Annotated in this window: 29 protein-coding genes; 19 read left to right on the forward strand and 10 right to left on the reverse strand. The window is 55.1% G+C overall.

Annotation, left to right across the window (positions count from 1 at the left end; genetic code table 11):
* Positions 1-28: 28 nt before the first annotated feature.
* From eutH to eutR, 7 genes are read left to right on the forward strand one after another with little or no spacing between them, the layout of a single operon-like run.
* Complete coding sequence (gene eutH, locus ACLD3P_RS13980; RefSeq protein WP_000512356.1) at positions 29-1255, forward strand: ethanolamine utilization protein EutH; 1227 nt, start codon at positions 29-31, stop codon at positions 1253-1255.
* Positions 1252-2655 carry an ethanolamine ammonia-lyase reactivating factor EutA gene (gene eutA / locus ACLD3P_RS13985; protein WP_001097518.1) on the forward strand — a complete coding sequence of 468 codons (1404 nt, stop codon included), beginning with the start codon at positions 1252-1254 and terminating at the stop codon, positions 2653-2655. The genes eutH and eutA overlap by 4 nt, the downstream gene beginning before the upstream one ends.
* Before the next feature lie 11 nt (positions 2656-2666).
* Positions 2667-4028: an ethanolamine ammonia-lyase subunit alpha gene (gene eutB / locus ACLD3P_RS13990; protein WP_000769990.1), complete on the forward strand. Its 1362-nt coding sequence runs from the start codon at positions 2667-2669 to the stop codon at positions 4026-4028.
* Between the two features lie 18 nt (positions 4029-4046).
* Entirely contained in the window at positions 4047-4943 is an 897-nt protein-coding gene (eutC, locus tag ACLD3P_RS13995) for an ethanolamine ammonia-lyase subunit EutC (protein ID WP_000372336.1), read from the forward strand.
* A 9-nt stretch (positions 4944-4952) separates the two neighbouring features.
* On the forward strand, positions 4953-5612 hold the full coding sequence (gene eutL / locus ACLD3P_RS14000) for an ethanolamine utilization microcompartment protein EutL (RefSeq protein ID WP_001111054.1): 660 nt from the start codon (positions 4953-4955) through the stop codon (positions 5610-5612).
* A gap of 12 nt (positions 5613-5624) precedes the next feature.
* On the forward strand, positions 5625-6119 hold the full coding sequence (gene eutK / locus ACLD3P_RS14005; protein WP_000606266.1) for an ethanolamine utilization microcompartment protein EutK: 495 nt from the start codon (positions 5625-5627) through the stop codon (positions 6117-6119).
* Between the two features lie 47 nt (positions 6120-6166).
* Positions 6167-7219 carry an HTH-type transcriptional regulator EutR gene (gene eutR, locus ACLD3P_RS14010; protein WP_000753665.1) on the forward strand — a complete coding sequence of 351 codons (1053 nt, stop codon included), beginning with the start codon at positions 6167-6169 and terminating at the stop codon, positions 7217-7219.
* A 101-nt stretch (positions 7220-7320) separates the two neighbouring features.
* On the opposite strand, the gene hemF is transcribed toward eutR, so the two are convergent.
* Together hemF and amiA are read right to left on the reverse strand one after the other, a co-directional pair.
* Positions 7321-8220 carry an oxygen-dependent coproporphyrinogen oxidase gene (hemF, locus tag ACLD3P_RS14015; protein WP_411006380.1) on the reverse strand — a complete coding sequence of 300 codons (900 nt, stop codon included), beginning with the start codon at positions 8218-8220 and terminating at the stop codon, positions 7321-7323.
* Positions 8221-8222: 2 nt separating this feature from the next.
* Positions 8223-9092, reverse strand: a complete 870-nt coding sequence (gene amiA, locus ACLD3P_RS14020; RefSeq protein WP_000102880.1) for an N-acetylmuramoyl-L-alanine amidase AmiA — start codon at positions 9090-9092, stop codon at positions 8223-8225.
* Between the two features lie 212 nt (positions 9093-9304).
* On the opposite strand from amiA, the gene ACLD3P_RS14025 reads away from it, so the two are divergent.
* The 10 genes from ACLD3P_RS14025 (at position 9305) to cysM (ending at position 17824) form a co-directional block, all read left to right on the forward strand.
* Entirely contained in the window at positions 9305-9730 is a 426-nt protein-coding gene (locus ACLD3P_RS14025; RefSeq protein ID WP_000406008.1) for a GNAT family acetyltransferase, read from the forward strand.
* Complete coding sequence (locus tag ACLD3P_RS14030) at positions 9717-10166, forward strand: DUF2919 domain-containing protein (RefSeq protein WP_000842940.1); 450 nt, start codon at positions 9717-9719, stop codon at positions 10164-10166. Before ACLD3P_RS14025 ends, ACLD3P_RS14030 begins: the two co-directional genes overlap by 14 nt.
* A gap of 61 nt (positions 10167-10227) precedes the next feature.
* Positions 10228-10803 carry an RpoE-regulated lipoprotein gene (locus ACLD3P_RS14035; protein ID WP_000838968.1) on the forward strand — a complete coding sequence of 192 codons (576 nt, stop codon included), beginning with the start codon at positions 10228-10230 and terminating at the stop codon, positions 10801-10803.
* A 94-nt stretch (positions 10804-10897) separates the two neighbouring features.
* Positions 10898-11797: a Dyp-type peroxidase gene (locus tag ACLD3P_RS14040; RefSeq protein WP_316987797.1), complete on the forward strand. Its 900-nt coding sequence runs from the start codon at positions 10898-10900 to the stop codon at positions 11795-11797.
* A 237-nt stretch (positions 11798-12034) separates the two neighbouring features.
* Positions 12035-12826: an SDR family oxidoreductase UcpA gene (gene ucpA / locus ACLD3P_RS14045; RefSeq protein WP_000517460.1), complete on the forward strand. Its 792-nt coding sequence runs from the start codon at positions 12035-12037 to the stop codon at positions 12824-12826.
* Between the two features lie 157 nt (positions 12827-12983).
* Entirely contained in the window at positions 12984-14000 is a 1017-nt protein-coding gene (gene cysP / locus ACLD3P_RS14050; protein WP_000290274.1) for a thiosulfate/sulfate ABC transporter substrate-binding protein CysP, read from the forward strand.
* Positions 14000-14833 carry a sulfate/thiosulfate ABC transporter permease CysT gene (cysT, locus tag ACLD3P_RS14055; protein ID WP_000881746.1) on the forward strand — a complete coding sequence of 278 codons (834 nt, stop codon included), beginning with the start codon at positions 14000-14002 and terminating at the stop codon, positions 14831-14833. Before cysP ends, cysT begins: the two co-directional genes overlap by 1 nt.
* Complete coding sequence (gene cysW, locus ACLD3P_RS14060) at positions 14833-15708, forward strand: sulfate/thiosulfate ABC transporter permease CysW (RefSeq protein ID WP_000852705.1); 876 nt, start codon at positions 14833-14835, stop codon at positions 15706-15708. Before cysT ends, cysW begins: the two co-directional genes overlap by 1 nt.
* Positions 15698-16792, forward strand: a complete 1095-nt coding sequence (gene cysA, locus ACLD3P_RS14065; protein WP_131046781.1) for a sulfate/thiosulfate ABC transporter ATP-binding protein CysA — start codon at positions 15698-15700, stop codon at positions 16790-16792. The genes cysW and cysA overlap by 11 nt, the downstream gene beginning before the upstream one ends.
* 120 nt (positions 16793-16912) lie before the next feature.
* Positions 16913-17824 carry a cysteine synthase CysM gene (cysM, locus tag ACLD3P_RS14070; protein WP_001093877.1) on the forward strand — a complete coding sequence of 304 codons (912 nt, stop codon included), beginning with the start codon at positions 16913-16915 and terminating at the stop codon, positions 17822-17824.
* A gap of 32 nt (positions 17825-17856) precedes the next feature.
* Here cysM and ACLD3P_RS14075 read toward each other — a convergent pair whose 3' ends face one another.
* From ACLD3P_RS14075 to ptsJ, 3 genes are read right to left on the reverse strand one after another with little or no spacing between them, the layout of a single operon-like run.
* Entirely contained in the window at positions 17857-18234 is a 378-nt protein-coding gene (locus ACLD3P_RS14075) for a YfeK family protein (protein WP_000710731.1), read from the reverse strand.
* Between the two features lie 58 nt (positions 18235-18292).
* Positions 18293-19012, reverse strand: a complete 720-nt coding sequence (locus tag ACLD3P_RS14080; RefSeq protein WP_001263750.1) for a GMP synthase — start codon at positions 19010-19012, stop codon at positions 18293-18295.
* A gap of 14 nt (positions 19013-19026) precedes the next feature.
* Complete coding sequence (gene ptsJ / locus ACLD3P_RS14085; RefSeq protein ID WP_131046780.1) at positions 19027-20319, reverse strand: transcriptional regulator PtsJ; 1293 nt, start codon at positions 20317-20319, stop codon at positions 19027-19029.
* 82 nt (positions 20320-20401) lie between these two features.
* On the opposite strand from ptsJ, the gene pdxK reads away from it, so the two are divergent.
* Complete coding sequence (pdxK, locus tag ACLD3P_RS14090; RefSeq protein WP_000529601.1) at positions 20402-21268, forward strand: pyridoxine/pyridoxal/pyridoxamine kinase; 867 nt, start codon at positions 20402-20404, stop codon at positions 21266-21268.
* Positions 21265-21504, forward strand: coding sequence for a hypothetical protein (locus ACLD3P_RS14095; RefSeq protein ID WP_000844541.1), 240 nt, complete (start codon positions 21265-21267; stop codon positions 21502-21504). Before pdxK ends, ACLD3P_RS14095 begins: the two co-directional genes overlap by 4 nt.
* Positions 21505-21652: 148 nt before the next feature.
* Here the strand turns inward: ACLD3P_RS14095 and crr are convergent, their stop codons facing one another.
* The 5 genes from crr to cysZ all read right to left on the reverse strand — a co-directional run bounded on the left by crr (position 21653) and on the right by cysZ (position 26724).
* Positions 21653-22162 carry a PTS glucose transporter subunit IIA gene (gene crr / locus ACLD3P_RS14100; RefSeq protein ID WP_000522253.1) on the reverse strand — a complete coding sequence of 170 codons (510 nt, stop codon included), beginning with the start codon at positions 22160-22162 and terminating at the stop codon, positions 21653-21655.
* Positions 22163-22202: 40 nt separating this feature from the next.
* Positions 22203-23930: a phosphoenolpyruvate-protein phosphotransferase PtsI gene (gene ptsI / locus ACLD3P_RS14105; RefSeq protein WP_000623118.1), complete on the reverse strand. Its 1728-nt coding sequence runs from the start codon at positions 23928-23930 to the stop codon at positions 22203-22205.
* Between the two features lie 48 nt (positions 23931-23978).
* Positions 23979-24236, reverse strand: coding sequence for a phosphocarrier protein Hpr (ptsH, locus tag ACLD3P_RS14110; protein WP_000487600.1), 258 nt, complete (start codon positions 24234-24236; stop codon positions 23979-23981).
* A gap of 383 nt (positions 24237-24619) precedes the next feature.
* The gene (gene cysK / locus ACLD3P_RS14115) at positions 24620-25591 is read right to left on the reverse strand and encodes a cysteine synthase A (protein ID WP_000036904.1); all 972 of its coding nucleotides are present in this window, start codon (positions 25589-25591) and stop codon (positions 24620-24622) included.
* A 371-nt stretch (positions 25592-25962) separates the two neighbouring features.
* A complete protein-coding gene (gene cysZ, locus ACLD3P_RS14120; protein WP_000255004.1) occupies positions 25963-26724 on the reverse strand; it encodes a sulfate transporter CysZ in 762 nt (253 codons plus the stop codon).
* Positions 26725-26914 lie beyond the last annotated feature (190 nt).

Consider the following 26914-nt stretch of genomic DNA (forward strand, 5'->3'; position numbering starts at 1 on the left):
AAATCATAAATGGCAGGGAGTAAGGGCTATGGGAATTAACGAAATCATCATGTACATCATGATGTTCTTTATGCTGATTGCCGCCGTGGACAGAATCCTGTCGCAGTTCGGCGGGTCGGCGCGCTTCCTCGGTAAATTCGGCAAGAGTATCGAGGGGTCTGGCGGCCAGTTTGAAGAGGGCTTTATGGCGATGGGCGCGCTGGGACTGGCGATGGTCGGTATGACCGCGCTGGCGCCGGTGCTGGCGCATGTACTGGGGCCGGTTATTATCCCGGTATACGAAATGCTGGGCGCGAACCCATCCATGTTCGCGGGTACGCTACTGGCTTGTGATATGGGCGGGTTCTTCCTCGCCAAAGAGCTGGCCGGCGGTGATATCGCGGCGTGGCTATACTCAGGATTAATACTTGGGTCGATGATGGGGCCGACCATTGTGTTCTCCATTCCGGTGGCGCTCGGCATTATCGAACCGTCTGACCGCCGCTACCTGGCGCTTGGCGTACTGGCGGGTATTGTCACCATTCCCATTGGCTGCATTGCGGGGGGACTGATCGCCATGTACTCAGGCGTGCAGATCAATGGTCAGCCAGTGGAGTTTACCTTCGCGCTGATCCTGATGAACATGATCCCGGTATTGATTGTCGCGGTGCTGGTAGCGCTGGGGCTGAAGTTCATCCCGGAAAAAATGATCAACGGTTTCCAGATTTTCGCCAAATTTCTGGTGGCGCTGATCACCATCGGTCTGGCGGCTGCGGTGGTTAAATTCCTGTTGGGCTGGGAGTTGATTCCGGGGCTCGACCCGATCTTTATGGCGCCAGGCGACAAACCCGGCGAAGTGATGCGCGCCATTGAAGTGATCGGCTCTATCTCCTGCGTGCTGCTCGGCGCGTATCCGATGGTGCTGTTACTGACCCGCTGGTTTGAAAAACCGTTGATGAATGTCGGTAAACTGCTGAACGTAAATAATATTGCGGCGGCAGGCATGGTAGCGACCCTGGCGAACAATATCCCCATGTTCGGCATGATGAAGCAGATGGATACCCGCGGCAAAGTGATTAACTGCGCATTTGCCGTCTCTGCGGCGTTCGCGCTGGGCGACCATTTAGGCTTCGCCGCTGCCAACATGAACGCCATGATCTTCCCGATGATTGTCGGCAAGCTGATCGGCGGTGTGACGGCGATTGGCGTGGCGATGATGCTGGTGCCGAAAGATGACGCCGCCCAGGTGAAAACCGAAGCGGAGGCGCAATCGTGAACACTCGCCAGCTACTGAGCGTCGGTATCGATATCGGCACCACCACCACGCAGGTGATCTTCTCGCGCCTAGAGTTGGTTAACCGTGCGGCGGTGTCGCAGGTGCCGCGCTACGAATTCATCAAACGCGACATTAGCTGGCAAAGCCCGGTCTTCTTTACGCCCGTGGATAAGCAGGGCGGTCTGAAAGAGGCCGAACTTAAAGCGCTGATTCTGGCCCAGTATCAGGCCGCAGGCATCGCGCCTGAATCGGTGGACTCCGGGGCTATCATTATTACCGGCGAAAGCGCCAAAACCCGCAACGCCCGTCCGGCGGTCATGGCGCTCTCGCAGTCGCTGGGCGACTTTGTGGTCGCCAGCGCCGGGCCGCATCTGGAATCAGTCATTGCCGGGCACGGCGCCGGAGCGCAAAGCCTGTCTGAGCAGCGGATGTGCCGGGTGCTGAATATTGATATCGGCGGCGGCACGTCTAACTACGCGCTGTTTGACGCGGGAAAAGTCAGCGGCACCGCCTGCCTTAACGTCGGTGGTCGCCTGCTGGAAACCGACGCTCAGGGGCGCGTGGTTTATGCCCACCAGCCGGGGCAGATGATTATCGATGAGGTGTTCGGTTCGGGTACTGATGCTCGCGCCTTAGCTGCCGCACAGTTGGGGCAGGTGGCGCGGCGGATGGCGGATCTCATCGTCGAGGTTATCACCGGCGCGCTTTCGCCGCTGGCGCAATCGCTGATGCAAACCGGGCTGCTGCCCGCCGATATTACGCCGGAGGTGATCACTCTTTCCGGTGGGGTAGGTGAATGCTACCGCAACCAACCTGCCGATCCGTTCTGCTTTTCTGATATCGGGCCGCTGCTGGCGACCGCGTTACATGAGCACCCGCGTCTGCGCGAGATGAACGTGCAGTTTCCGGCGCAAACCGTGCGCGCCACGGTGATTGGCGCGGGGGCCCATACGCTCTCGCTTTCCGGCAGTACTATCTGGCTGGAAGACGTCCAACTGCCGCTGCGCAACCTGCCGGTGGCGATCCCGCAGGATGACGCCGATCTGGTGAACGCCTGGCGGCAGGCGCTTCTCCAGCTTGATCTCGACCCGCAAACCGACGCTTACGTGCTGGCGCTTCCCGCCACGCTCCCGGTGCGTTACGCCGCATTACTCACGGTCATCAACGCGCTGACGGCTTTTGTCGCGCGTTATCCCAATCCGCATCCCCTGCTGGTGGTGGCCGAGCAGGATTTTGGTAAAGCGCTGGGCATGTTATTGCGCCCACAGTTACCGCAACTTCCGCTGGCGGTCATCGATGAGGTGGTCGTGCGGGCGGGAGACTATATCGACATTGGTACGCCTCTTTTTGGCGGATCGGTTGTGCCGGTGACGGTGAAATCACTCGCATTTCCTTCCTGAGGGAACGACTTATGAAACTAAAGACCACATTGTTCGGCAATGTTTATCAGTTTAAGGATGTAAAAGAGGTACTGGCTAAAGCCAACGAACTGCGTTCGGGGGATGTGCTGGCCGGGGTTGCCGCGGCAAGTTCGCAGGAGCGCGTAGCGGCAAAACAGGTACTATCGGAAATGACGGTGGCGGATATCCGCAACAATCCGGTGATTGCCTATGAAGAGGACTGCGTGACGCGCCTGATTCAGGACGACGTCAACGAAACGGCCTATAACCGGATTAAAAACTGGAGCATCAGCGAACTGCGTGAATACGTGCTGAGCGATGAAACCTCCGTGGACGACATCGCATTTACCCGCAAAGGCCTGACCTCCGAAGTGGTGGCGGCAGTAGCGAAAATCTGCTCCAACGCCGACCTGATCTACGGCGGCAAGAAAATGCCGGTGATCAAAAAAGCCAATACCACCATCGGTATTCCGGGCACCTTTAGCTGCCGTTTGCAGCCGAACGATACCCGTGATGATGTGCAGAGTATCGCCGCGCAAATCTACGAAGGGCTTTCTTTCGGCGCGGGCGATGCGGTGATCGGCGTTAACCCGGTGACCGATGACGTGGAGAACCTGACCCGCGTGCTCGACACCGTTTACGGCGTTATCGATAAATTCAATATTCCGACCCAGGGCTGCGTGCTGGCGCACGTCACCACCCAGATTGAAGCGATTCGGCGCGGCGCGCCGGGCGGACTGATTTTCCAGAGCATTTGCGGCAGCGAGAAGGGCTTAAAAGAGTTCGGCGTCGAGCTGGCGATGCTCGACGAAGCGCGGGCTGTGGGGGCGGAGTTCAACCGCATCGCCGGGGAAAACTGTCTGTACTTTGAAACCGGACAGGGCTCGGCGCTGTCGGCTGGCGCGAACTTTGGTGCCGACCAGGTGACGATGGAAGCGCGTAACTACGGGCTGGCGCGCCACTACGATCCGTTCCTGGTGAACACCGTCGTGGGCTTTATCGGGCCGGAGTATCTCTACAACGACAGGCAGATTATCCGTGCCGGTCTCGAAGATCACTTTATGGGCAAGCTGAGCGGCATCTCGATGGGCTGCGACTGCTGCTATACCAACCATGCCGACGCCGACCAGAACCTTAACGAAAACCTGATGATTCTGCTCGCCACTGCCGGCTGTAACTACATCATGGGGATGCCGCTCGGCGACGACATCATGCTCAACTACCAGACCACCGCTTTCCACGATACCGCCACCGTCCGTCAGTTGCTGAATTTACGGCCGTCGCCGGAGTTTGAACGCTGGCTGGAAACGATGGGCATTATGGCAAACGGTCGTCTGACCAAACGGGCGGGCGATCCGTCACTGTTCTTCTGATGACGCGGGGATAACACCATGGATCAAAAACAGATTGAAGAAATTGTACGTAGCGTGATGGCGTCAATGGGACAGGACGTACCGCAACCCGCCGCGCCGTCAACGCAGGAAGGCGCAAAGCCGCAGTGCGCCGTGCCGACGGTGGCCGAAAGCTGCGCGCTGGATTTAGGTTCTGCGGAGGCAAAAGCCTGGATTGGCGTCGAGAACCCGCATCGTGCGGACGTGCTGACCGAACTGCGTCGCAGTACTGCGGCACGTGTCTGTACGGGTCGTGCCGGGCCGCGTCCACGTACCCAGGCGCTGTTGCGCTTCCTGGCGGATCACTCCCGTTCGAAAGACACCGTGCTCAAAGAAGTGCCGGAAGAGTGGGTCAAAGCGCAAGGGCTGCTGGAGGTGCGTTCGGAAATCAGCGACAAAAACCTGTACCTGACGCGCCCGGATATGGGGCGTCGCCTGAGCCCGGAAGCCATTGACGCGCTGAAGTCACAGTGCGTGATGAACCCGGATGTGCAGGTAGTGGTCTCCGATGGCCTCTCTACGGATGCGATCACCGCCAACTATGAAGAGATCCTGCCGCCGCTGCTTGCCGGTCTGAAGCAGGCCGGGCTGAACGTCGGCACGCCGTTCTTTGTGCGCTATGGCCGCGTGAAGATTGAAGATCAGATTGGCGAAATTCTCGGCGCGAAGGTCGTCATCCTGCTGGTGGGCGAACGTCCGGGGCTGGGGCAGTCGGAAAGCCTCTCCTGCTACGCCGTCTATTCCCCGCGCGTGGCGACCACCGTCGAGGCCGACAGAACCTGTATTTCAAACATTCATCAGGGGGGGACGCCGCCAGTAGAAGCCGCCGCCGTGATTGTGGATTTGGCCAAACGGATGCTGGAGCAGAAAGCGTCCGGCATCAACATGACCCGTTAAGGAGACATCATGCCTGCATTAGATTTGATTCGACCTTCAGTGACTGCCATGCGCGTGATTGCCTCCGTGAATGACGGCTTTGCGCGGGAACTTAAATTACCGCCACATATCCGTAGCCTCGGACTCATCACGGCAGATTCTGATGATGTGACCTATATTGCCGCTGATGAAGCGACCAAACAGGCGATGGTGGAAGTGGTCTATGGCCGCTCCCTCTATGCCGGGGCGGCTCACGGGCCGTCGCCGACCGCCGGTGAGGTGTTGATTATGCTGGGCGGACCGAACCCGGCGGAAGTGCGCGCCGGTCTGGATGCGATGGTCGCCAGCATTGAAAACGGCGCGGCGTTCCAGTGGGCGAACGATGCGGAAAATACCGCGTTCCTGGCGCATGTGGTTTCGCGTACCGGCTCGTACCTCTCGTCTACCGCAGGTATCGCGCTGGGCGATCCAATGGCCTATCTGGTGGCGCCGCCGCTGGAAGCGACATTCGGCATTGACGCGGCGATGAAAGCCGCTGACGTTCAGCTGGTGACTTACGTGCCGCCGCCGTCGGAAACCAACTATTCGGCCGCGTTCTTAACGGGAAGCCAGGCCGCGTGTAAAGCCGCCTGCAACGCCTTTACCGACGCCGTGCTGGATATCGCCCGTAACCCTGTCCAGCGTGCGTAACGGAGGCTGCCAATGATCAATGCCCTGGGATTACTGGAAGTGGACGGAATGGTCGCCGCCGTCGATGCGGCGGATGCCATGCTGAAAGCGGCCAACGTGCGTTTGCTCAGTCATCAAGTGCTCGACCCTGGCAGGTTAACGCTGGTGGTGGAGGGCGATCTGGCGGCGTGTCGTGCGGCGCTGGATGCCGGAAGCGCCGCCGCGCAGCGCACAGGCCGTGTGATTAGCCGCAAAGAAATTGGTCGTCCGGAAGAGGACACCCAGTGGCTGATTGGCGGGTTTGCGCGTGCGACAACGCCGACTGAGAAAGCGCCCCAGGTACCCGCAACGCCTGAGTTCGCTGAAGCGTTACTGGCGCTGCTGGCATCAGTACGCCAGGGAATGACGGCGGGAGAGGTTGCCGCGCATTTTGGCTGGCCGCTGGAGCAGGCCAGAAACGTGCTGGAACAACTCTTTTCTGACGGAGCGTTGCGTAAACGCAGTAGTCGCTATCGCATCAAAAATTAATCTGTCGGAGGGCCGGGCGTCCTGGCGGGCGTCCGGCATAGAAGATCATGAAAAAGACCCGTACAGCGAATTTGCACCATCTTTATCATGAAGCGTTACCCGAAGACGTTAAACTTACGCCCAGAGTCGAGGTGGACAATGTTCATCAGCGACGGACGACGGATGTCTATGAACATGCTCTGACTATCACCGCCTGGCAGCAGATCTACGATCAGTTACACCCGGGTAAATTTCATGGCGAGTTCACGGAAATCCTGCTTGATGAGATTCAGGTGTTCCGTGAATACACCGGCCTGGCGCTGCGTCAGTCGTGTCTGGTTTGGCCAAACTCTTTCTGGTTTGGTATTCCGGCGACGCGCGGCGAACAGGGATTTATCGGCGCGCAGGGGCTCGGCAGCGCCGAGATTGCCACCCGACCGGGAGGCACCGAGTTTGAACTGAGCACGCCGGATGATTACACCATTCTGGGCGTCGTTATCTCGGAAGATGTTATTTCCCGTCAGGCCACGTTTTTGCATAACCCGGAAAGGGTGCTGCATATGCTGCGTAACCAGTTAGCGCTGGAGGTAAAAGAGCAGCATAAAGCGGCGCTGTGGGGCTTTGTGCAGCAGGCGCTGGCCACCTTCAGCGAGAGTCCTGAAACCCTGCATCAACCTGCGGTGCGTAAGGTCTTGAGTGATAATTTATTGCTGGCGATGGGCACGATGCTGGAAGAGGCGAAGCCGATTCATAGCGCCGAGAGCATCAGCCATCAGGGATATCGTAGGCTACTGTCGCGGGCGCGGGAATATGTGCTGGAAAATATGTCGGAGCCGCTGACGGTGCTTGACTTATGTAACCAGCTACACGTAAGCCGTCGCACGCTGCAAAATGCGTTTCACGCCATTTTGGGCATTGGCCCCAATGCGTGGCTGAAACGTATTCGCTTAAACGCAGTACGCCGGGAACTGATTAGCCCGTGGTCGCAGAGCGCCACGGTCAAAGATGCCGCGATGCAGTGGGGATTCTGGCATCTGGGGCAATTTGCCACCGATTATCAGCAATTATTTGCCGAAAAACCGTCGTTGACGCTGCATCAACGGATGCGGCAATGGGCTTGATGGCATTCTTGTGCCGGATGCGACGCTTTGCGTCTTATCCGGCCTACGGGGCGGTGCCGTTGTGGGTGTAATTGCCTGATAAGCGTAGCGCTATCAGGCAATTACACCCAGTCGCGTACCTGAATAAACTCGCTCAGCGCCGCTTCCGGGCTACCCGCTTCTGGCTGCCAGTCGTACTCCCAGCGCACCAGCGGCGGCATCGACATCAGGATAGATTCAGTGCGCCCGCCGGTTTGCAGACCAAACAGGGTGCCTCTGTCCCACACCAGATTGAACTCCACGTAGCGCCCGCGGCGGTAGAGCTGAAAATCGCGCTCGCGCGCTCCCCAGACCATCGCTTTGCGTCGTTCGACAATCGGTAAATACGCCTCGGTGTAGCCGTTGCCGACCGCCTGCATAAAGGCGAAGCAGTAGTCGAAATCCGGCGTATTCAAATCGTCAAAAAACAGGCCGCCGATACCGCGCTGCTCGTTACGATGCTTGAGGAAAAAGTAGTTGTCGCACCACTTTTTATAGCGCGGATACACATCGTCGCCAAACGGCTGACACAGGTCGCGGGCGGTGCGGTGCCAGTGAACGGCATCCTCTTCAAAGCCGTAGTAGGGCGTTAAATCGAACCCGCCGCCAAACCACCACACCGGATCGGCGCCCGGTTTTTCGGCAATAAAAAAGCGCACGTTAGCATGGCTGGTGGGAATATACGGATTGTGCGGATGCACCACCAGCGATACGCCCATTGCTTCAAAACTACGCCCGGCCAGTTCTGGCCGATGTGCGGTGGCGGACGCGGGCATTGCATCGCCGTGAACGTGAGAGAAATTAACGCCCGCCTGTTCGAAAATCCCGCCGTTGCGTAATACCCGGCTGCGTCCGCCGCCGCCCGCTTCGCGTCGCCAGCTATCTTCGACAAAGTTTGCGCCATCCACAGCGGATAACGTTTGGCAAATATCATCCTGCAGGCGTAGCAGAAACTGTTTTACGTGATGTGCATCGGGTTTCATGATTACCGTTTCTTCGTGTGTGCTTTCTGATTATCAAACCAGTGAAAATAACTGATGATGCCGTTGGCGATCGCCGTAGCGATTTTCTGGCGAAACGCCGTCGTGCCCAGCAGGCGTTCTTCTTCCGGATTGGTAATAAACGAGGTTTCGACCAGTACCGACGGAATTGACGGTGATTTTAGCACCACGAAAGCCGCTTGTTCGGTAGTGCGGCTGTGTAATTTATGTATAGGTTTGATTTTCTTGAGAATATGCGAACCCAGCGTCAGACTGTTTTTAATCGTATCGGTTTGCACCAGATCAAACAAAACTTGTTGTAATAGATGATCCCGGTCAGTGGCTTTTTTACCCGCCACTTCGTCCGCGCGGTTTTCACGCTCGGAGAGATACTTCGCCATGGCGCTACTGGCCCCGCGGTTGGAAAGCGCAAAAACGGAAGCGCCCGCCGCTTTCGGGTTGGTAAAACCATCGGCATGAATGGACATAAACAGATCCGCGCCGTGCTTATGGGCGATCTCCACCCGATCGTACAGCGGAATAAAGGTATCCCCTGTCCGGGTTAAACGCGCATCGATTCCGTGATTTCGCAAAATAGCGCGCACGTTTTTGGCAATTGCCAGCACGACGTGTTTTTCCTGAGAACCGTTGCGGCCAATCGCGCCGGTATCGATGCCGCCGTGTCCGGGGTCGAGCATCACCAGCCGTTTACTGCCGGTTTTTTTGGTTTTGGGTTTGCTGTGACCATTACTGGTTTTTAGCGTTTCTTCTTTGGCTATTGCGTGCGACATACCTGACAGCGTCAGGGCCGCCAGACCTGTTTTGAGTACCTGGCGGCGCGATGTGAGAGTTTTTAGGAGTTTAAAAGTGCTCATACGGCCTGAGTTGTGAAAATTAAGTTCAAGATGTTATATCGTATCGCGTAATCCGTTACGACGGTTGGTGATGAGAATTGTTTTACTTTTCATTTCAATACGTGACACATCGCCATTATGCCATTTTTTCCGCTACATCGCGTCAGATATTGGCTGAATCAGATGTTTGCGCCATAATCTTGGTTTTTCCACCCGAAAAGGCAACGAATACCATGGAAATACGCGTTTTTCGCCAGGAAGATTTCGAAGAGGTGATTACCCTCTGGGAGCGTTGCGACCTGCTGCGTCCATGGAACGATCCTGAAATGGATATTGAACGCAAGGTGAATCACGATGTCAGCTTGTTCCTCGTTGCGGAAGTTAGCGGCGAAGTCGTCGGTACGGTAATGGGCGGTTATGACGGGCATCGCGGCTCGGCGTATTACCTGGGCGTTCACCCGGAGTTCCGCGGGCGCGGCATTGCGAATGCGTTGCTTAACCGGCTGGAAAAAAAACTCATCGCCCGCGGGTGTCCGAAAATCCAAATTATGGTGCGCGATGATAACGATGTTGTGCTGGGCATGTATGAACGTCTGGGGTATGAGCATTCTGACGCCCTAAGTTTGGGTAAACGCCTGATTGAAGATGAAGAGTACTGAGTTTCATCCAGCCGATTATGATGTACACGGACGTTTACGCCTGCCGTTTCTGTTCTGGTGCGTACTGCTACTTCAGGCGCGCGCCTGGGTACTCTTTGTCATTGCCGGTTCATCCCGTGGACAGGGTAATACTTTGTTAAACTTTTTTTATCCCGACCATGACAATTTTTGGCTGGGGCTGTTGCCCGGCGTTCCGGCGGTAGTGGCGTTTTTACTCAGCGGGCGGCGTGAAGCGGTTCCTGGTGTGTGGCGCTGGCTGCGCGGACTCCTGATCCTTGCTCAACTGGTGTCGTTGTGCTGGCTGCCGGTGATGTGGCTGGGTGGCGACCCGGTCAACGGCGTCGGGCTGGCGCTGCTGCTGGCGGACATCGTCGCGCTGATCTGGCTGTTAACCAATCAACGTTTGCGTGCCTGTTTTTCCCTTGAGAAAGAATAACGGCACTTTTTGGCGAACCCGCACTCCAACCAACGTTAATTAATAAAAGAAAGGAAGTGAGATGAAATCGCTGCGTTTGACTTTACTCGCACTGCCGCTGGCGCTGACCGGCTGCTCAACGCTCTCCTCGGTCAACTGGTCTGCCGCAAATCCATGGAACTGGTTTGGTTCCTCGACAGAAGTCACTGAGCAAGGCGTGGGAGCGCTGACCGCCGCCACGCCGCTGGAAGAGCCGGCTATTGCAGAGGCATTAGATGGCGATTATCGCCTGCGTAGCGGTATGAAAACCGATAACGGCAACGTGGTGCGCTTTTTCGAAGCGATGAAGGGCGACAATGTCGCGATGGTGATCAACGGCGAGCAGGGAACCGTGAGCCGTATTGATGTGCTGGACAGCGATATCCCAACCGCCGCGGGGGGCAAAATCGGTACGCCGTTTAGCGACCTTTACAGCAAAGCGTTTGGTCACTGCGAGCCGGTTTCCAGCGATAGCCATACCAGCGTCGAATGTAAAGCTGAGGGAAGTCAGCATATTAGCTATGTTTTCTCCGGCGAGTGGAGCGGACCGGAAGGCTTAATGCCTCCTGATGACGTCTTAAAAAACTGGGACGTGCGCAAAATTATCTGGCGTCGTTAATTTGCGCCTGAACAAACCGCTTCGCTTAAAAACAAGGTAAAATAGCCTCCATTAATGCCACGACTGCGTGGCATTCTCATTTTCAGGAGGAATCATGTCTCAGGTTCAAAGTGGCATTTTGCCGGAACATTGCCGTGCGGCAATTTGGATTGAAGCCAATGTGAAAGGCGACCTGGACGCCCTGCGCGCGGCCAGCAGAACATTTGCCGATAAACTGGCGACCTTCGAAGTCAAATTTCCGGACGCCCATCTTGGGGCCGTTGTGGCGTTTGGCCACAACACCTGGCGCGCCCTGAGCGGCGGCGTCGGGGCGGAAGAACTGAAAGATTTTATTCCTTATGGTAAAGGGCTGGCGCCGGCCACGCAGTATGACGTGCTGATCCATATCCTTTCTCTGCGCCACGATGTGAATTTTTCTGTTGCCCAGGCGGCGATGGAAGCCTTCGGCGACTGTATCGACGTGAAAGAAGAAGTTCACGGCTTCCGTTGGGTGGAAGAACGCGATCTGAGCGGCTTTGTCGACGGGACAGAGAATCCGGCAGGCGAAGAGACGCGTCGTGAAGTGGCGGTGATCAAAGATGGCGTGGATGCCGGCGGCAGTTATGTGTTCGTGCAGCGTTGGGAACACAATCTCAAGCAACTTAACCGGATGAGTATTCACGATCAGGAGATGATGATCGGGCGTACCAAAGAAGCCAATGAAGAGATTGACGGCGATGCGCGTCCGGCAACGTCTCACCTGAGCCGCGTGGATCTCAAAGAAGATGGCAAAGGGCTGAAGATTGTGCGTCAGAGCCTGCCATACGGCACCGCCAGCGGTACTCATGGTCTCTATTTCTGCGCTTACTGCGCACGCCTGCACAATATCGAACAGCAGCTTCTGAGTATGTTCGGCGATACCGACGGTAAACGCGACGCAATGCTGCGCTTCACCAAACCGGTGACTGGCGGCTACTATTTTGCGCCGTCGCTGGATCGCCTGTTAGCGCTATAAGGTAAAACCCTGTCGGATGGCAGCGCAAACGCTTTATTCGACCTACGATTGGTAGGCCTGATAAGCGCAGCGCCATCAGGCAGAACAGCATAAAAATGCCCATCCCCGCCTCCGCGGGGATTTTTTTACCTAATATTTACCTGAATTAGTGAGCTATTCCTCAGCACTTATTTGTTATTACTGTATTTTCAGTGTTAATGGAGTGTAAGACTCCATATTCAAAAGGAGACATTGAAAATGGGTAAACTCACGGGCAAGACAGCATTGATTACGGGCGCATCGCAGGGCATTGGCGAAGGGATCGCTCGCGTATTCGCACGCCACGGCGCGAACTTAATCTTGCTGGATATCTCCGATGAGATTGAAAAGCTGGCGGATGAGCTGGGCGGGCGCGGGCATCGCTGCACTGCCGTTAAGGCTGACGTCAGAGATTTTGCTTCGGTGCAGGCGGCGGTTGCGCGCGCCAAAGAGACTGAAGGTAGAATTGATATTTTGGTGAATAACGCTGGCGTGTGCCGTCTGGGCAACTTCCTCGATATGAGTGAAGAAGATCGCGATTTCCACATTGATATTAATATTAAAGGTGTCTGGAACGTCACCAAAGCCGTCCTGCCGGAGATGATCAAACGTAAAGATGGCCGCATTGTGATGATGTCTTCCGTCACGGGAGATATGGTGGCGGACCCGGGTGAAACGGCCTATGCGCTGTCAAAAGCCGCCATTGTTGGTTTAACCAAATCGCTGGCGGTAGAGTATGCGCAGTCCGGTATTCGTGTGAATGCCATTTGCCCCGGTTATGTAAGAACGCCGATGGCGGAAAGCATTGCCCGTCAGTCTAACCCTGACGATCCGGAATCGGTATTAACGGAAATGGCAAAAGCCATTCCGCTACGCCGTCTTGCCGATCCGCTGGAAGTAGGGGAACTGGCGGCATTTCTGGCTTCCGATGAGTCCAGCTATCTTACCGGAACGCAAAACGTCATTGATGGCGGCAGTACCCTGCCTGAAAGCGTAAGCGTAGGCGTCTGATTGATGCCGGTCTCCTCCCCGCGCCGCGTGGGGAGGGATTCTCTTATTCCCTTTTCAACTTTCAAATCATCAAACGGTATATAAAACCGTTACTCCTTTAGCGCTGGTTATAAATATGATGGCCATAAGAAAGTCATTAAATTTATAAGGGTGCGCAATGGCCGTTAACTTACTGAAAAAGAGACCCCTGACGCTGGCAGCAATGCTGTTACTGGCAGGGCAGGCGCAGGCAACGGAGCTGCTGAACAGCTCATACGATGTCTCCCGCGAGCTGTTTGCCGCCCTTAACCCGCCGTTTGAGCAACAATGGGCGAAGGATAACGGCGGCGATAAGCTGACGATTAAGCAGTCTCATGCCGGGTCATCAAAACAGGCGCTGGCGATTTTGCAGGGACTGAAGGCAGACGTCGTGACCTACAATCAGGTGACCGACGTACAGATTCTTCATGATAAAGGTAAACTGATCCCTGCCGACTGGCAAAGCCGTCTGCCGAACAACAGTTCGCCATTCTATTCCACGATGGGCTTCCTGGTGCGCAAGGGGAACCCTAAAAATATTCACGACTGGAGCGATCTTGTACGTTCCGACGTGAAGCTGATTTTCCCTAACCCGAAAACCTCCGGCAACGCCCGTTACACGTATCTGGCGGCATGGGGCGCAGCGGATAACGCGGACGGCGGCGATAAAGCCAAAACCGAACAGTTTATGACCCAGTTCCTGAAAAACGTCGAAGTGTTTGATACCGGCGGTCGCGGCGCTACGACTACCTTTGCCGAGCGTGGTCTGGGCGATGTGCTGATTAGTTTTGAATCGGAAGTGAACAACATCCGCAAACAATATGAAGCCCAGGGATTTGAAGTGGTGATCCCGAAAACGAACATTCTTGCTGAATTCCCGGTTGCCTGGGTGGATAAAAACGTGCAGGCCAACGGCACAGAAAAAGCCGCCAAAGCTTACCTGAACTGGCTGTATAGCCCGCAGGCGCAGACCATCATTACCCATTACTACTACCGCGTGAATAACCCGGAAATCATGGGCAAGCAAGCAGATAAATTCCCGCAGACCGAACTGTTCCGCGTGGAAGACAAGTTTGGCACGTGGCCGGAAGTGATGAAAACGCACTTTGCCAGCGGCGGCGAGCTGGACAAACTGTTGGCGGCGGGGCGTAAGTAATGCTTGCCGTTTCTTCCCGACGCGTGCTGCCCGGCTTTACGTTAAGCCTCGGCACCAGTTTGCTGTTTGTCTGCCTGATCCTGCTGTTGCCGTTGAGCGCGCTGGTGATGCAGCTCTCACAGATGAGCTGGTCGCAATACTGGGATGTCGTGACCAACCCACAGGTGGTGGCTGCTTATAAAGTGACGCTGCTGGCGGCATTTGTGGCGTCGATTTTTAACGGCGTGTTTGGCCTGCTGATGGCGTGGATTTTAACCCGCTACCGTTTTCCAGGGCGCACGTTACTGGATGCGCTGATGGATCTGCCGTTTGCGCTGCCGACAGCGGTGGCGGGGTTAACGCTGGCCTCGCTGTTCTCAGTGAACGGTTTCTACGGTCAGTTTCTTGCGCAGTTTGATATCAAAGTGACCTATACCTGGCTCGGTATTGCGGTAGCGATGGCCTTTACCAGCATTCCATTTGTGGTACGAACCGTCCAGCCGGTACTGGAAGAGCTGGGGCCGGAATATGAAGAAGCGGCACAAACGCTGGGGGCCACCCGCCTGCAAAGTTTTCGCAAAGTCGTGCTGCCTGAGCTGTCGCCTGCGCTGATTGCCGGCGTGGCGCTCTCTTTTACCCGTAGCCTGGGCGAGTTTGGCGCGGTGATTTTTATCGCCGGCAATATCGCCTGGAAAACAGAAGTGACCTCGCTGATGATTTTTGTGCGTTTGCAGGAGTTTGATTACCCCGCCGCCAGCGCCATTGCCTCGGTGATCCTTGCGGCATCCTTGCTGCTGCTGTTCTCTATCAATACTTTGCAAAGTCGCTTTGGTCGACGTGTGGTAGGTCATTAATGGCGGAAGTGACTCAATTGAAGCGATACGACGTCCCCCGCATTAACTGGGGAAAATGGTTTTTGATTGGCGTCGGGATGCTGGTTTCGGCGTTTATCCTGCTGGTGCCGATGATTTACATCTTCGTGCAGGCGTTCAGCAAAGGGTTAATGCCGGTACTGCAAAATCTGGCCGATCCGGACATGCTGCACGCCATCTGGCTGACGGTGTTGATTGCCTTGATCGCAGTGCCGGTGAATCTGGTGTTCGGTATTCTGCTGGCGTGGCTGGTGACGCGCTTTAACTTCCCCGGACGTCAGCTACTGCTGACCCTGCTGGATATTCCCTTCGCCGTCTCGCCGGTGGTGGCCGGTCTGGTTTATCTGCTGTTTTATGGCTCCAACGGCCCGTTGGGCGGCTGGCTGGATGAGCATAATTTGCAAATGATGTTCTCCTGGCCGGGGATGGTACTGGTCACTATTTTTGTCACCTGTCCGTTTGTGGTGCGCGAACTGGTGCCAGTGATGCTCAGCCAGGGCAGTCAGGAAGATGAGGCGGCGATTTTACTGGGCGCATCCGGCTGGCAAATGTTTCGCCGCGTGACGTTGCCGAATATTCGCTGGGCGCTACTTTACGGCGTGGTGTTAACCAACGCCCGCGCGATTGGCGAGTTTGGCGCGGTGTCGGTGGTGTCCGGCTCGATTCGCGGCGAAACGTTATCGCTACCGTTACAGATTGAATTACTGGAGCAGGACTACAACACCGTCGGCTCCTTTACCGCCGCCGCATTGTTGACGCTAATGGCGATTATTACCCTGTTTTTGAAGAGCATGTTGCAATGGCGTCTGGAGAATCAGGAAAAACGCGCGCAACAGGAGGAAAATCATGAGCATTGAGATCGCCAGAATTAAGAAATCGTTTGGTCGCACTCAGGTACTGAATGATATCTCGCTGGATATTCCTTCCGGCCAGATGGTTGCCTTGTTGGGGCCGTCAGGTTCCGGCAAAACGACGCTGCTGCGCATTATTGCCGGGCTGGAGCATCAGTCCAGCGGCCATATTCGTTTCCACGGTACGGACGTTAGCCGCCTGCACGCGCGTGAGCGTAAAGTCGGTTTTGTGTTTCAGCACTATGCGCTGTTTCGCCATATGACGGTGTTTGACAACATTGCTTTTGGCCTGACGGTGCTGCCGCGACGCGACCGTCCAACTGCGGCGGCGATTAAAACGAAAGTGATGCAATTACTGGAGATGGTGCAACTGGCGCACCTCGCGGATCGCTTCCCCGCCCAGCTTTCCGGCGGACAAAAACAGCGCGTGGCGCTGGCGCGCGCGCTTGCCGTGGAACCGCAAATTCTACTGCTGGATGAACCCTTTGGCGCGCTGGATGCCCAGGTACGTAAAGAGTTACGTCGCTGGTTGCGCCAGCTACATGAAGAACTGAAATTCACCAGCGTCTTTGTCACCCACGATCAGGAAGAAGCGACGGAAGTGGCGGATCGGGTGGTGGTGATGAGTCAGGGCAATATCGAACAGGCTGATGCGCCGGATCGGGTGTGGCGTGAACCGGCAACCCGCTTCGTACTGGAGTTTATGGGCGAGGTGAACCGCCTGACAGGCACCGTCCGCGGCGGGCAGTTTCACGTTGGCGCGCATCGCTGGCCGCTGGGTTATACGCCCGCGTACCAGGGGCCGGTCGATCTGTTCCTGCGTCCGTGGGAGGTGGATATTAGCCGCCGCACCAGCCTGGATTCTCCGCTACCAGTACAGGTCATTGAGGCCAGCCCGAAAGGTCATTATACACAGCTAGTGGTGCAGCCGCTGGGGTGGTATCACGATCCGCTGACGGTGGTGATGTCGGGTGACGACGTCCCGCAGCGCGGCGAGCGTTTGTTTGTCGGCTTACAGAACGCACGTCTCTATCATGGCGACCAGCGTATTGAGCCCCATGAGGCGCTTGCTCTTGCGGAGTCTGCCTGATAGGTTAATTTGCATAGTTATCGCCCGGTGGCGCTTCGCTTACCGGGCCTACAGCGTATATCGTGATTTTGTAGGCCGGGTAAGCACAGCGCCACCCGGCATTTTTATTGAGCTGAAAACGTGAATACATTAGAACAAACCATCGGCAATACGCCACTGGTCAAATTACAACGTCTGGCGCCGGATAACGGCAGTGAAATCTGGGTCAAGCTGGAAGGCAATAATCCAGCAGGATCGGTGAAAGATCGCGCGGCGCTATCGATGATTGTCGAGGCGGAAAAGCGCGGGGAAATTAAACCGGGCGATGTCCTGATTGAAGCGACCAGCGGCAACACTGGCATTGCGCTGGCGATGATCGCCGCGCTGAAAGGTTATCGCATGAAGCTGTTGATGCCAGACAACATGAGCCAGGAGCGTCGGGCGGCAATGCGGGCATATGGCGCGGAGCTGATTCTGGTCACTAAAGAGCAGGGAATGGAAGGGGCGCGCGATTTAGCGCTCGCTATGTCTGAGCGCAGAGAAGGTAAACTGCTCGATCAGTTTAATAATCCTGATAATCCCTACGCCCACTACACGACCACCGGCCCGGAAATCTGGCGGCAAACGCAGGGGCGGGTAACGCATTTTGTCTCCAGCATGGGCACGACCGGCACCATTACCGGCGTGTCGCGTTTTCTGCGCGAGCAGGAAAAGCCGGTCACTATCGTTGGCCTGCAGCCGGAAGAGGGCAGCAGTATTCCGGGAATTCGCCGCTGGCCTGCGGAATATATGCCGGGCATATTTAACGCTTCGCTGGTGGATGAGGTGCTGGATATTCATCAGAATGATGCCGAAAACACCATGCGTGAACTGGCGGTGCGTGAAGGGATTTTCTGCGGCGTGAGTTCCGGCGGCGCGGTAGCGGGTGCGTTACGCGTCGCACGAGCCACGCCCGGTGCGATAGTGGTGGCGATCATCTGCGATCGCGGCGACCGTTACTTGTCTACCGGCGTGTTTGGTGAAGAGCATTTCAGCCAGGGGGCGGGGATTTAAACGAGGTGCCATCGTCGTATGGCACCCGTGTGTTATAGCGTTTTATCCGTTTCCGCAATAAGCGCATGTAAATAAGGCTGCGCGTTTTCATCGCTTTTACCAGGAATTTTAACGATATAGGGTTTTCCGGTGATGGACGACGACGACGCGACTTTATCGATAAACTGTTCGGCGGTGTCGATACGATTGCGCGTGTTACCCAGTTTTAAGCGCAGGTGCGATACGGCTTCCTCGCAGTTATGCGCATCACCGTTACGAACGAATGTCAGATCCTTTTTCTGCGCCAGCGCATTAAGCATGGCGTTAATGCGCGCTTCTTCGTGGGCGTTTAGCTTCGCCCAGGCGGGTAGGGTCAGCAGGAGCGCAACGACGGCGCAGACAATTTTCTTCATGGTAAAATCCTTTTTCATGCGAGAATCACTGCACCTCAGACCGTTAGCCGGGTAATAAGTTGCACTCCTGGTGGGGTTATTTCTGTGAGTGCGCCAGCGTGAGTTCATCCAGAAAACGCCACAGCTTTTCATTCATCTGCTGGTAATCCCATGCGCGCATTTCGGCAACCGAGCGGATAAAACGCTTCCCTTGCGCGTCGGCCAGCTCCTGCTGCGAATGTTGGATTAATCCTTCAACCGCCTCGACGGTAAATTCCATATGACACTGGAAGCCGTAGACAAAATTGCCGTACTGCACTATCTGACGTGGACAGCCGGCACTTTCGGCCAGCACGGTCGCCTGATCGGTGAGTCCTGGCATATCGTTGTGCCAGTGGCCGACGGTCAACGGAGAGCCAAAGTGGGCGATAAGCGGATGCCGCAGACCGGCTTCAGTGAGCGTAATAGGGTAGTGGCCAATCTCTTTTTCCGGACTTTGGCACACAGCGGCGCCCAGCGCCTCGCCAATGAGCTGCGAACCAAGACAAATGCCGATAACCATTCGCCGGGCCGTAATCGCCTGATTAATTAAGTGCTGTTCGGCGCGAGAGTCAAAGTACGGGCACTCTTCGCGGGTGGTGCGCGGCGACTGCGGACCGCCAAATACCACGAGCATATCGAACTCATCGGCATTGGGCGGTAGCGCTTCTCCGGCATAGACGCGCGACCATGAAATGGTATAACCGCGATCTTCAGCCCATTTCAGATAAGCGCCAGCGGATTCAAACGACTCATGGACAACAAAATGAACTCGCACGTTATTTTCTCCTGTTAGCGATTTAGCGCCTGATGGATATCAGCCGCCAGCGTGTTGATCTCGCCGTCATTTAATGTCGACAGCGTGATACGTAGACCGTGAGACGGCGCGCTTACGCCAAAGGCTTCTCCCTCACGTACCAGCCAGCCGGATTTTGCCAGCGTAAACGCGGTAGCCTGGCTATGGGTGTCCAGCGGGAGCCAGGCATTCACGCCGTCGCCGGGAGAAATGGCGATGCCATATTGCTGTAGAGCGCAGGCCAGTTTTTGTTGCCGGGTGGCGTAAAACAGCCGCGTTTGCGTCAGCCTGTGCTGATACTCAGGGTCGGTCAGGCAGGCGTAGACCAGATCCTGTAACAGATGGCTGACCCACTGACTACCGGCATTTAGCCGCAGCCGAAGTTTTGCCGAGGTCGCGCTGTCGCTGGCGACAATAGCAAGACGTAAATCGGGGCCGAGGGCTTTGGAAACGGAGCGTATCACCGCCCAGTGTTGCGTTGTCTGCGCAATAACCGGCTGCCAGGGCGACGAAGAAAGCAGGGCGAAGTGATCGTCGATAATGACCACTACCTGAGGGTAACGCGCCAGTATATTTTGCAGCGCAGCGGCACGGCGAGCGCTCAGGCTACAGCCGGTAGGGTTGTGTGCGCGCGGCGTTAAGATTACTGCCCGCGCGCCCTGGTTTAGCGCCTGCTCCAGCTTTTCAGGCTGCATTCCTTCGCTATCTACGCTGACCGGGCTGGCGCTAAAACCGGCATAGCGCAGCATATTGATACTGCTTAAAAAACAGGGATCTTCCACCGCGACGCTGTCGCCCGGCAGCAGATGCGCGCAAAGCAGTCTTTCGATAGCGTCGATAGCTCCGCTGGTGATATCAATTTCGCCTGCGACGGGGGTGGCATCCCGTAGCCAGCGCGCCGCCCAGGCGTGTAGTTCAGGGGAAACGGGCGCATCGCCGTAGAGATGCGGCGTGCGGCTGAGACGGGCAAAATAACGGCTAAGGTCAGGCAGACGCTGCGGATCGGGATTGCCGCCGGAAAGGTCGTGCAGAGGCGTATGTGGATCGCCGCCTTCCAGCGCTACGGGAGACGGACTGCCTTTAATCACCGTCCCATTGCGGCCTAAACTTTGCGCCAGTCCCGCCGTTATCAGCCGTTTATACGCCGCTGCGACGGTATTGCGGTTCACCTTTAATTCGCTTGCCAGCTCCCGTACCGGCGGGAGCGAATCCTCCGCCCGTAACGTGCCGGCGATAATGTGTTGACGGATACTGTCAAAAATTTCGTTAGCGGTTTTTCCGTCGATCATTATTGACCTATGACAAAATGAATTTTAGCATATGACAATGATAATGAGGCGGTAGCCTGCTGTCCAGCGAGAGGAAAATTTTATGGGACAAGAGAGTGATATTCAGTCAGTGCTCTTCGACGACAACCATCGGGCGTTACAGACCGATATCGTCGCCGTCCAGTCACAGGTCGTGTACGGCAGCGTAGGCAACAGCATCGCTGTTCCGGCCATTAAAGCGCAGGGATTACGCGTGGCGGCTGTCCCGACGGTGCTGTTCAGCAATACGCCGCACTATAAAACGTTTTATGGCGGCATTATTCCCGCCGAGTGGTTTGCAGGCTACCTTACGGCGTTGAATGAGCGCGATGCGCTACGTGAATTAAAAGCGATTACCACCGGTTACATGGGCAGCGCAGACCAAATTGTCTTGCTTTCGAAGTGGCTAATGGCGATCCGGGCTTCGCATCCGGATGTGTGTATTCTTGTTGATCCGGTCATTGGCGATACCGACAGTGGAATGTATGTGCAGGCGGAAATTCCGCAGGCTTATCGCACACATTTGTTGCCGCAGGCGCAGGGGCTAACGCCGAACGTATTTGAGCTGGAGATGCTGAGTGGTAAACCGTGTCGCACGCTGGAAGAGGCGGTGGCGGCGGCGCAATCGCTGCTTTCCGATACGCTGAAATGGGTGGTTATCACCAGCGCGCCGGGCGAATCTCTGGAGACCATAACGGTTGCCGTCGTTACCGCGCAGGTCGTGGAGGTCTTTGCCCACCCGCGGGTGGCGACGGAATTAAAAGGGACGGGAGATCTCTTCTGCGCCGAGCTGGTCAGCGGTATTGTGCAGGGAAAAAAACTGACGACCGCGGCAAAAGATGCGGCGCAGCGCGTGCTGGAAGTGATGACCTGGACACAGCAGTGTGGCTGTGATGAGTTAATTCTGCCGCCGGCAGGGGAGGCGCGATGAAGAGTTATCGGCTGGTAGTTCGCCAGCAGGGACGTATCGTGGGGCATTTTGAAACGAGCGGGCTGGACGCGCTGGAAGATATCTGCGTGGCGCGGGCGATGTTTGGCATCACTGGCGGCTATCAGTGCGAGTTGCAAGTGTCCGATTCCGAACGCAGGATGCTGGAGAGTGGCCCGGATGGGATGAAGATCCTGATGCGCGAGAAGTGCTTTCGCCCGGTGACCTCGCAGTTGTAACCCGTGGATTGGCGCTGAAATGTTCGCAACCTTGTAGGCCTGATAAGCGTAGCGCCATCAGGCAGTACGCCGCACCATCGCCGGATGGCGGCGCAAGTACAGGCAAAAAAATGGCGCCCAAAGGCGCCATTCTTCACTGCGGCAAGAATTACTTCTTAATGCGGATAACCGGAGTTTCACCCACGGTCACGCTACCGGACAGTTTGATCAGTTCTTTGATTTCATCCATGTTGGAGATAACAACCGGAGTCAGGGTAGACTTGGCTTTTTCTTCCAGCAACGGCAGATCGAACTCGATGACCGGATCGCCAACTTTCACGCGCTGACCTTCTTCAGCAATACGCTTGAAGCCTTCGCCTTTCAGCTCAACGGTGTCGATACCGAAGTGAACGAACAGCTCAATGCCGCTATCGGATTCGATAGAGAACGCATGGTTGGTTTCAAAGATTTTGCCGATGGTACCGTCAACAGGGGCGACCATTTTGTTACCGGTTGGTTTGATAGCGATGCCATCACCAACGATTTTTTCAGCAAAAACTACATCCGGCACGTCTTCGATGTTGACGATCTCGCCAGAGAGCGGGGCAACAATCTCAATAGTTCCGGTGTCTTTCTTATCATCAGAAACCAGAGATTTTAGTTTATCGAACAAACCCATGATCTTCTCCTAAGCAGTAAATTGGGCCGCATCTCGTGGATTAGCAGATTGTTTTTTCTTCAATGAACTTGTTAACCAGCGTCATTAACTCGTCCGTTGTCGGTTGAGCAAGAGCCTGCTCTGCTAACACCTTCGCATCTTCGAAGTTCGTGTTACGGATAATCTTCTTAATGCGCGGGATAGAAATGGCGCTCATAGAGAATTCGTCCAGACCCATCCCCAGCAACAGAAGTGTAGCACGTTCGTCGCCTGCAAGCTCACCACACATGCCAGTCCATTTACCTTCTGCATGAGAAGCATCAATAACTTGCTTGATCAAGTTCAGTACGGACGGTGACATTGGCTGGTAAAGGTGTGAAATCATATCATTACCACGGTCAACTGCCAGGGTGTACTGCGTTAAATCATTGGTGCCGATACTAAAGAAATCAACTTCTTTGGCTAAATGACGCGCAATTGTCGCCGCAGCCGGTGTTTCCACCATCACGCCAATCTCAATGCTTTCGTCAAATGCTTTACCTTCGTCACGCAGTTCCTGTTTGTAGATTTCAATCTCTTTGCGCAGCGCGCGAACTTCTTCAACAGAGATGATCATCGGGAACATAATGCGCAATTTACCGAAAGCGGAGGCACGCAGAATCGCGCGAACCTGGTCACGCAGGATCTCTTTGCGATCCATGGCGATACGCACGGCGCGCCAGCCCAGGAACGGGTTCTCTTCTTTCGGGAAGTTCATGTACGGCAGCTCTTTGTCGCCGCCAATGTCCATGGTACGGACGATAACCGCCTGCGAGCCGCACGCTTCAGCGACCGCTTTATAGGCGGCAAACTGCTCTTCTTCCGTCGGCAGCGCGTCGCGATCCATGAACAGGAATTCAGTACGATACAGACCAACGCCTTCCGCGCCGTTACGCTCAGCGCCTTCAACGTCACGAACGGTACCGATGTTGGCGCAAACTTCAACCTGATGTCCATCCAGCGTGATTGCCGGCAGATCTTTCAGTTTTGCGAGTTCCGCTTTCTCGGTCGCAACCTGCTCCTGGACGGCGCGCAGTTGCTCAATAACATCGTTGGTCGGGTTGACGTAAACCTGGTTGTTTACGGCATCCAGAATCAGATAGTCGCCGTTTTTCACCTGAGAGGTGACGCTACCGGTACCTACGATCGCTGGCAGTTCCAGAGAACGCGCCATGATGGAGGTATGAGACGTGCGTCCGCCCGCGTCGGTGATGAAGCCCAGCACTTTCTGCAGGTTCAGCTGTGCAGTTTCTGATGGCGTCAGGTCAGCGGCAACCAGGATAACTTCTTCCTGAATCGCGCTCAGATCGATAATGGCCAGACCCAGGATGTTGCGCAGCAGGCGCTTACCGATATCACGTACGTCAGCCGCGCGCTCTTTCAGGTATTCATCATCCAGTTCTTCCAGGGCAGTGGCCTGACCTTCGATAACTTCATGTGCGGCTGCGTCAGCCGTCATGTGCTTATCTTTAATCAGGGCTATGATTTCCTGCTCCAGCTCCTCATCTTCGAGCAGCATAATATGCCCTTCAAAGATGGCTTCTTTTTCTTCACCGAACGTTTCACCAGCTTTTGTCTTGATCGCTTCCAGTTGCGCAGATGCCTTGGCACGACCGCTCAGAAAACGTTCAACTTCCTGATCAACCTTGTCGGCAGAAATTTTTTTCCGGTCAATGACGATTTCGTCTTCTTTCAGCAGCAGTGCTTTGCCGAAAGCGATACCCGGGGATGCTAAAATGCCTGAAATCATAACCCTACCTTACTTGTGACTGATTTTTAAAAGAACCCGGAAAAAAACTTACTCGAGTTCCGCCATCAGTTTGACCAGATGTTCAACCGCTTTCTGCTCATCTTCACCTTCTGCGGAGATGGTGACGACGGTGCCTTGAGTCAGGCCCAGAGTCTGCAGTTTAAACAGGCTTTTCGCGCTGGCGCTTTTGCCGTTGGAAGTCACAGTAATCTCAGAAGTGAAGCCTTTTGCTTCTTTAACAAACTGAGCAGCAGGGCGGGTGTGCAGACCGTTCGGAGCGGTAATGGTAACTTCTTGCTGGAACATTGTATTTCCCCAACTTATAGGTTTAGTGTTGTGGAACTAAAGTCTAGCCTGGCGGCTCAACTTTAGCCTGTATTGTTAGCGCCGGCGTAAACGGGACGCGACACAAAAGGTGTTCTACGCAATCCGTTGCTGGCAACTTATGGCCGCTGACGTTTCGCTCGTCATTAAACATTATGCCGCGAAAGGAAGATTTGAACCAAATCATAAAATCGATTCAGCTAACGCTTTTCCTGTAACGATTAATTTCGCGCATCAAAATAATTAGTCTGGTTAAATACCAGTTCCGGCAGGGTGAATCAATGCCAGGTGAGGTGAAAGTTTGAAGCAGGCCACAAAAAAGCACCCAAAAAGGTGCTTTTTTACGCGTTTTTAACATGCTGGCATCACTGTTGCAGTTCTTTCTCAGTAAAGAGATCGGCGAACAACGCGGTGCTCAGATAACGCTCACCCGATGAAGGTAGGATAACCACAATATTCTTATTGGTAAAGCTTTCATCTTCCTGCAGCTTAAGCGCTGCAGCAACCGCGGCGCCGGAAGAAATTCCTGCCAGAATACCTTCCTCTTCCATCAGACGGCGCGCGGTAGAAATGGCTTCTTCATTGGTGATGCCAACCACTTTATCAATCAGTTTCAGATCCAGGTTGCCTGGGATGAAGCCTGCGCCGATGCCCTGAATTTTATGCGGGCCTGGTTTGATCTCTTCACCAGCCAGCGCCTGGGCGATAACCGGGGAGTCAGTGGGTTCTACCGCAACGGTGATAAGATCGGTTTTACCCTTCGTCCCTTTGATATAACGCGTGACGCCGGTTAACGTACCGCCAGTGCCGACGCCGGAGATAAACACATCCACCTGACCATCGGTGTCTTCCCAGATTTCCGGGCCGGTAGTTTTTTCATGGATTTCCGGGTTGGCAGGGTTGCTGAACTGCTGGAGCAGGAGATATTTTTGCGGATCGCTGGCGACAATTTCTTCGGCTTTCTGAATAGCGCCTTTCATCCCTTTCGCCCCTTCGGTCAGCACCAGATTCGCGCCTAATGCTTTGAGTAGCTTGCGGCGTTCAATGCTCATGGTCTCCGGCATGGTCAGGGTGAGTTTGTAACCGCGCGCGGCGGCGACATACGCCAGCGCAATACCGGTGTTGCCGCTGGTCGGCTCGACCAGTTCCACGCCAGGTTTCAGTACGCCACGCTTTTCGGCATCCCAAATCATATTGGCGCCGATACGGCACTTGACGCTGAAGCTCGGGTTGCGCGATTCCACCTTCGCCAGAATGCGTCCATTACCGATACGGTTCAGTCGAACCAGCGGCGTATGGCCGATAGTCAGCGAGTTATCTTCATAAATCTTACTCATGGCCTGTCCTTAACTATATGAAATTGGGATACCTTCCCAGCATACCTTCCAGCCAGATATGGGGAAGTAAAGATTTCGCATATCTATATGCTGATGGGAAATAATGGTTATCAGTATAGAATAAGAGACAGCATAAGAGCCTATCCCATTAGGGCTATTTTACTTGCCATTTTGGTCCTGGGCAGTGCTCGCCAAAACGCGTTAGCGTTTTGAACGCCGCTTGCGGCGGCCCGAAGGGCGAGCGTAGCGAGTCAAACCTCACGTACTACGTGTACGCTCCGGTTTTTGCGCGCTGTCCGTGTCCAAACTGGCTGCGCCAATAACGCCTGGTGGGATAGGCTCTAAGCCATCTCTTATTTATACATTTTACGTTATTTCCATAACGCGTGTTTAGCACGCCAGCAATCAACCCACATTGCCGTCGCGCCACAGACGGCGACAGGCATAATGAAAAGGTTAAGCACCGGAATCATCGTAAAGAGGCTGGTGAGCGCGCCAAATTGCATATTCGCGACCTTCTGCGTGCGCAACGCGGCGCGCATCGTTTTAAACGGCACTTTGTGGTTATCAAACGGGTAGTCGCAATACTGGATCGCCAGCATCCAGGCGCTGAACAAAAACCACAGCACCGGCGCGATGGTTTGGCCAATGCCAGGAATAAAATAGAGAACCAGCAGCACAATAGCACGCGGCAGATACCACGCCAGCTTTTGCCATTCACGTTTCATAATGCGCGGTACATCTTTCATGATGCCGAGTATGCCGGTATCTGGCGGCGTGGCGCCGGTTAACCGCGCCTCAAGCTGTTCGGCTAAAAGGCCGTTAAACGGCGCGGCGATCCAGTTGGCGAGGGTAGAGAAAAAATAGCCAAAGACCAGCAGAACAGAAATAACCGCAATCGGCCACAGCAGATAGCTCAGCCATTGCAGCCAGTCCGGCACATGACTCATCAACGAAGGTATCCAGGCGTCAAGCTGCGTAAACAGCCACCAAAATGCGCCGCCCATCAGCACAATGTTGACCAGCAAAGGTAAAATAACAAAGCGGCGGATTCCCGGTAGGGTGACTAACTTCCATCCTTGCGAGAAATAATAGACGCCGCTATGTGGTACGGTTGTGGATGATGAAACCATATGCAGGACATACTCCTTTTTCTTAAAGCCCTGGGTAAACGTGGGATATCTTACCCGGTTATCAGATGGTGGATAGTTCGGAAATGTTCGAAAAAACAGCAAAAAGCACATTTTCCTTCATCTTTATGCTGCGAAAGCCAACAGTACACTTGCACTTGACGTAATCGGCAAATACTCTTAGTGAGTAAAT

It is taken from the genome of Salmonella sp. 741265073_HBA (assembly GCF_046569105.1).
In the GTDB taxonomy this organism is placed as follows: Bacteria; Pseudomonadota; Gammaproteobacteria; order Enterobacterales; family Enterobacteriaceae; genus Salmonella; species Salmonella enterica.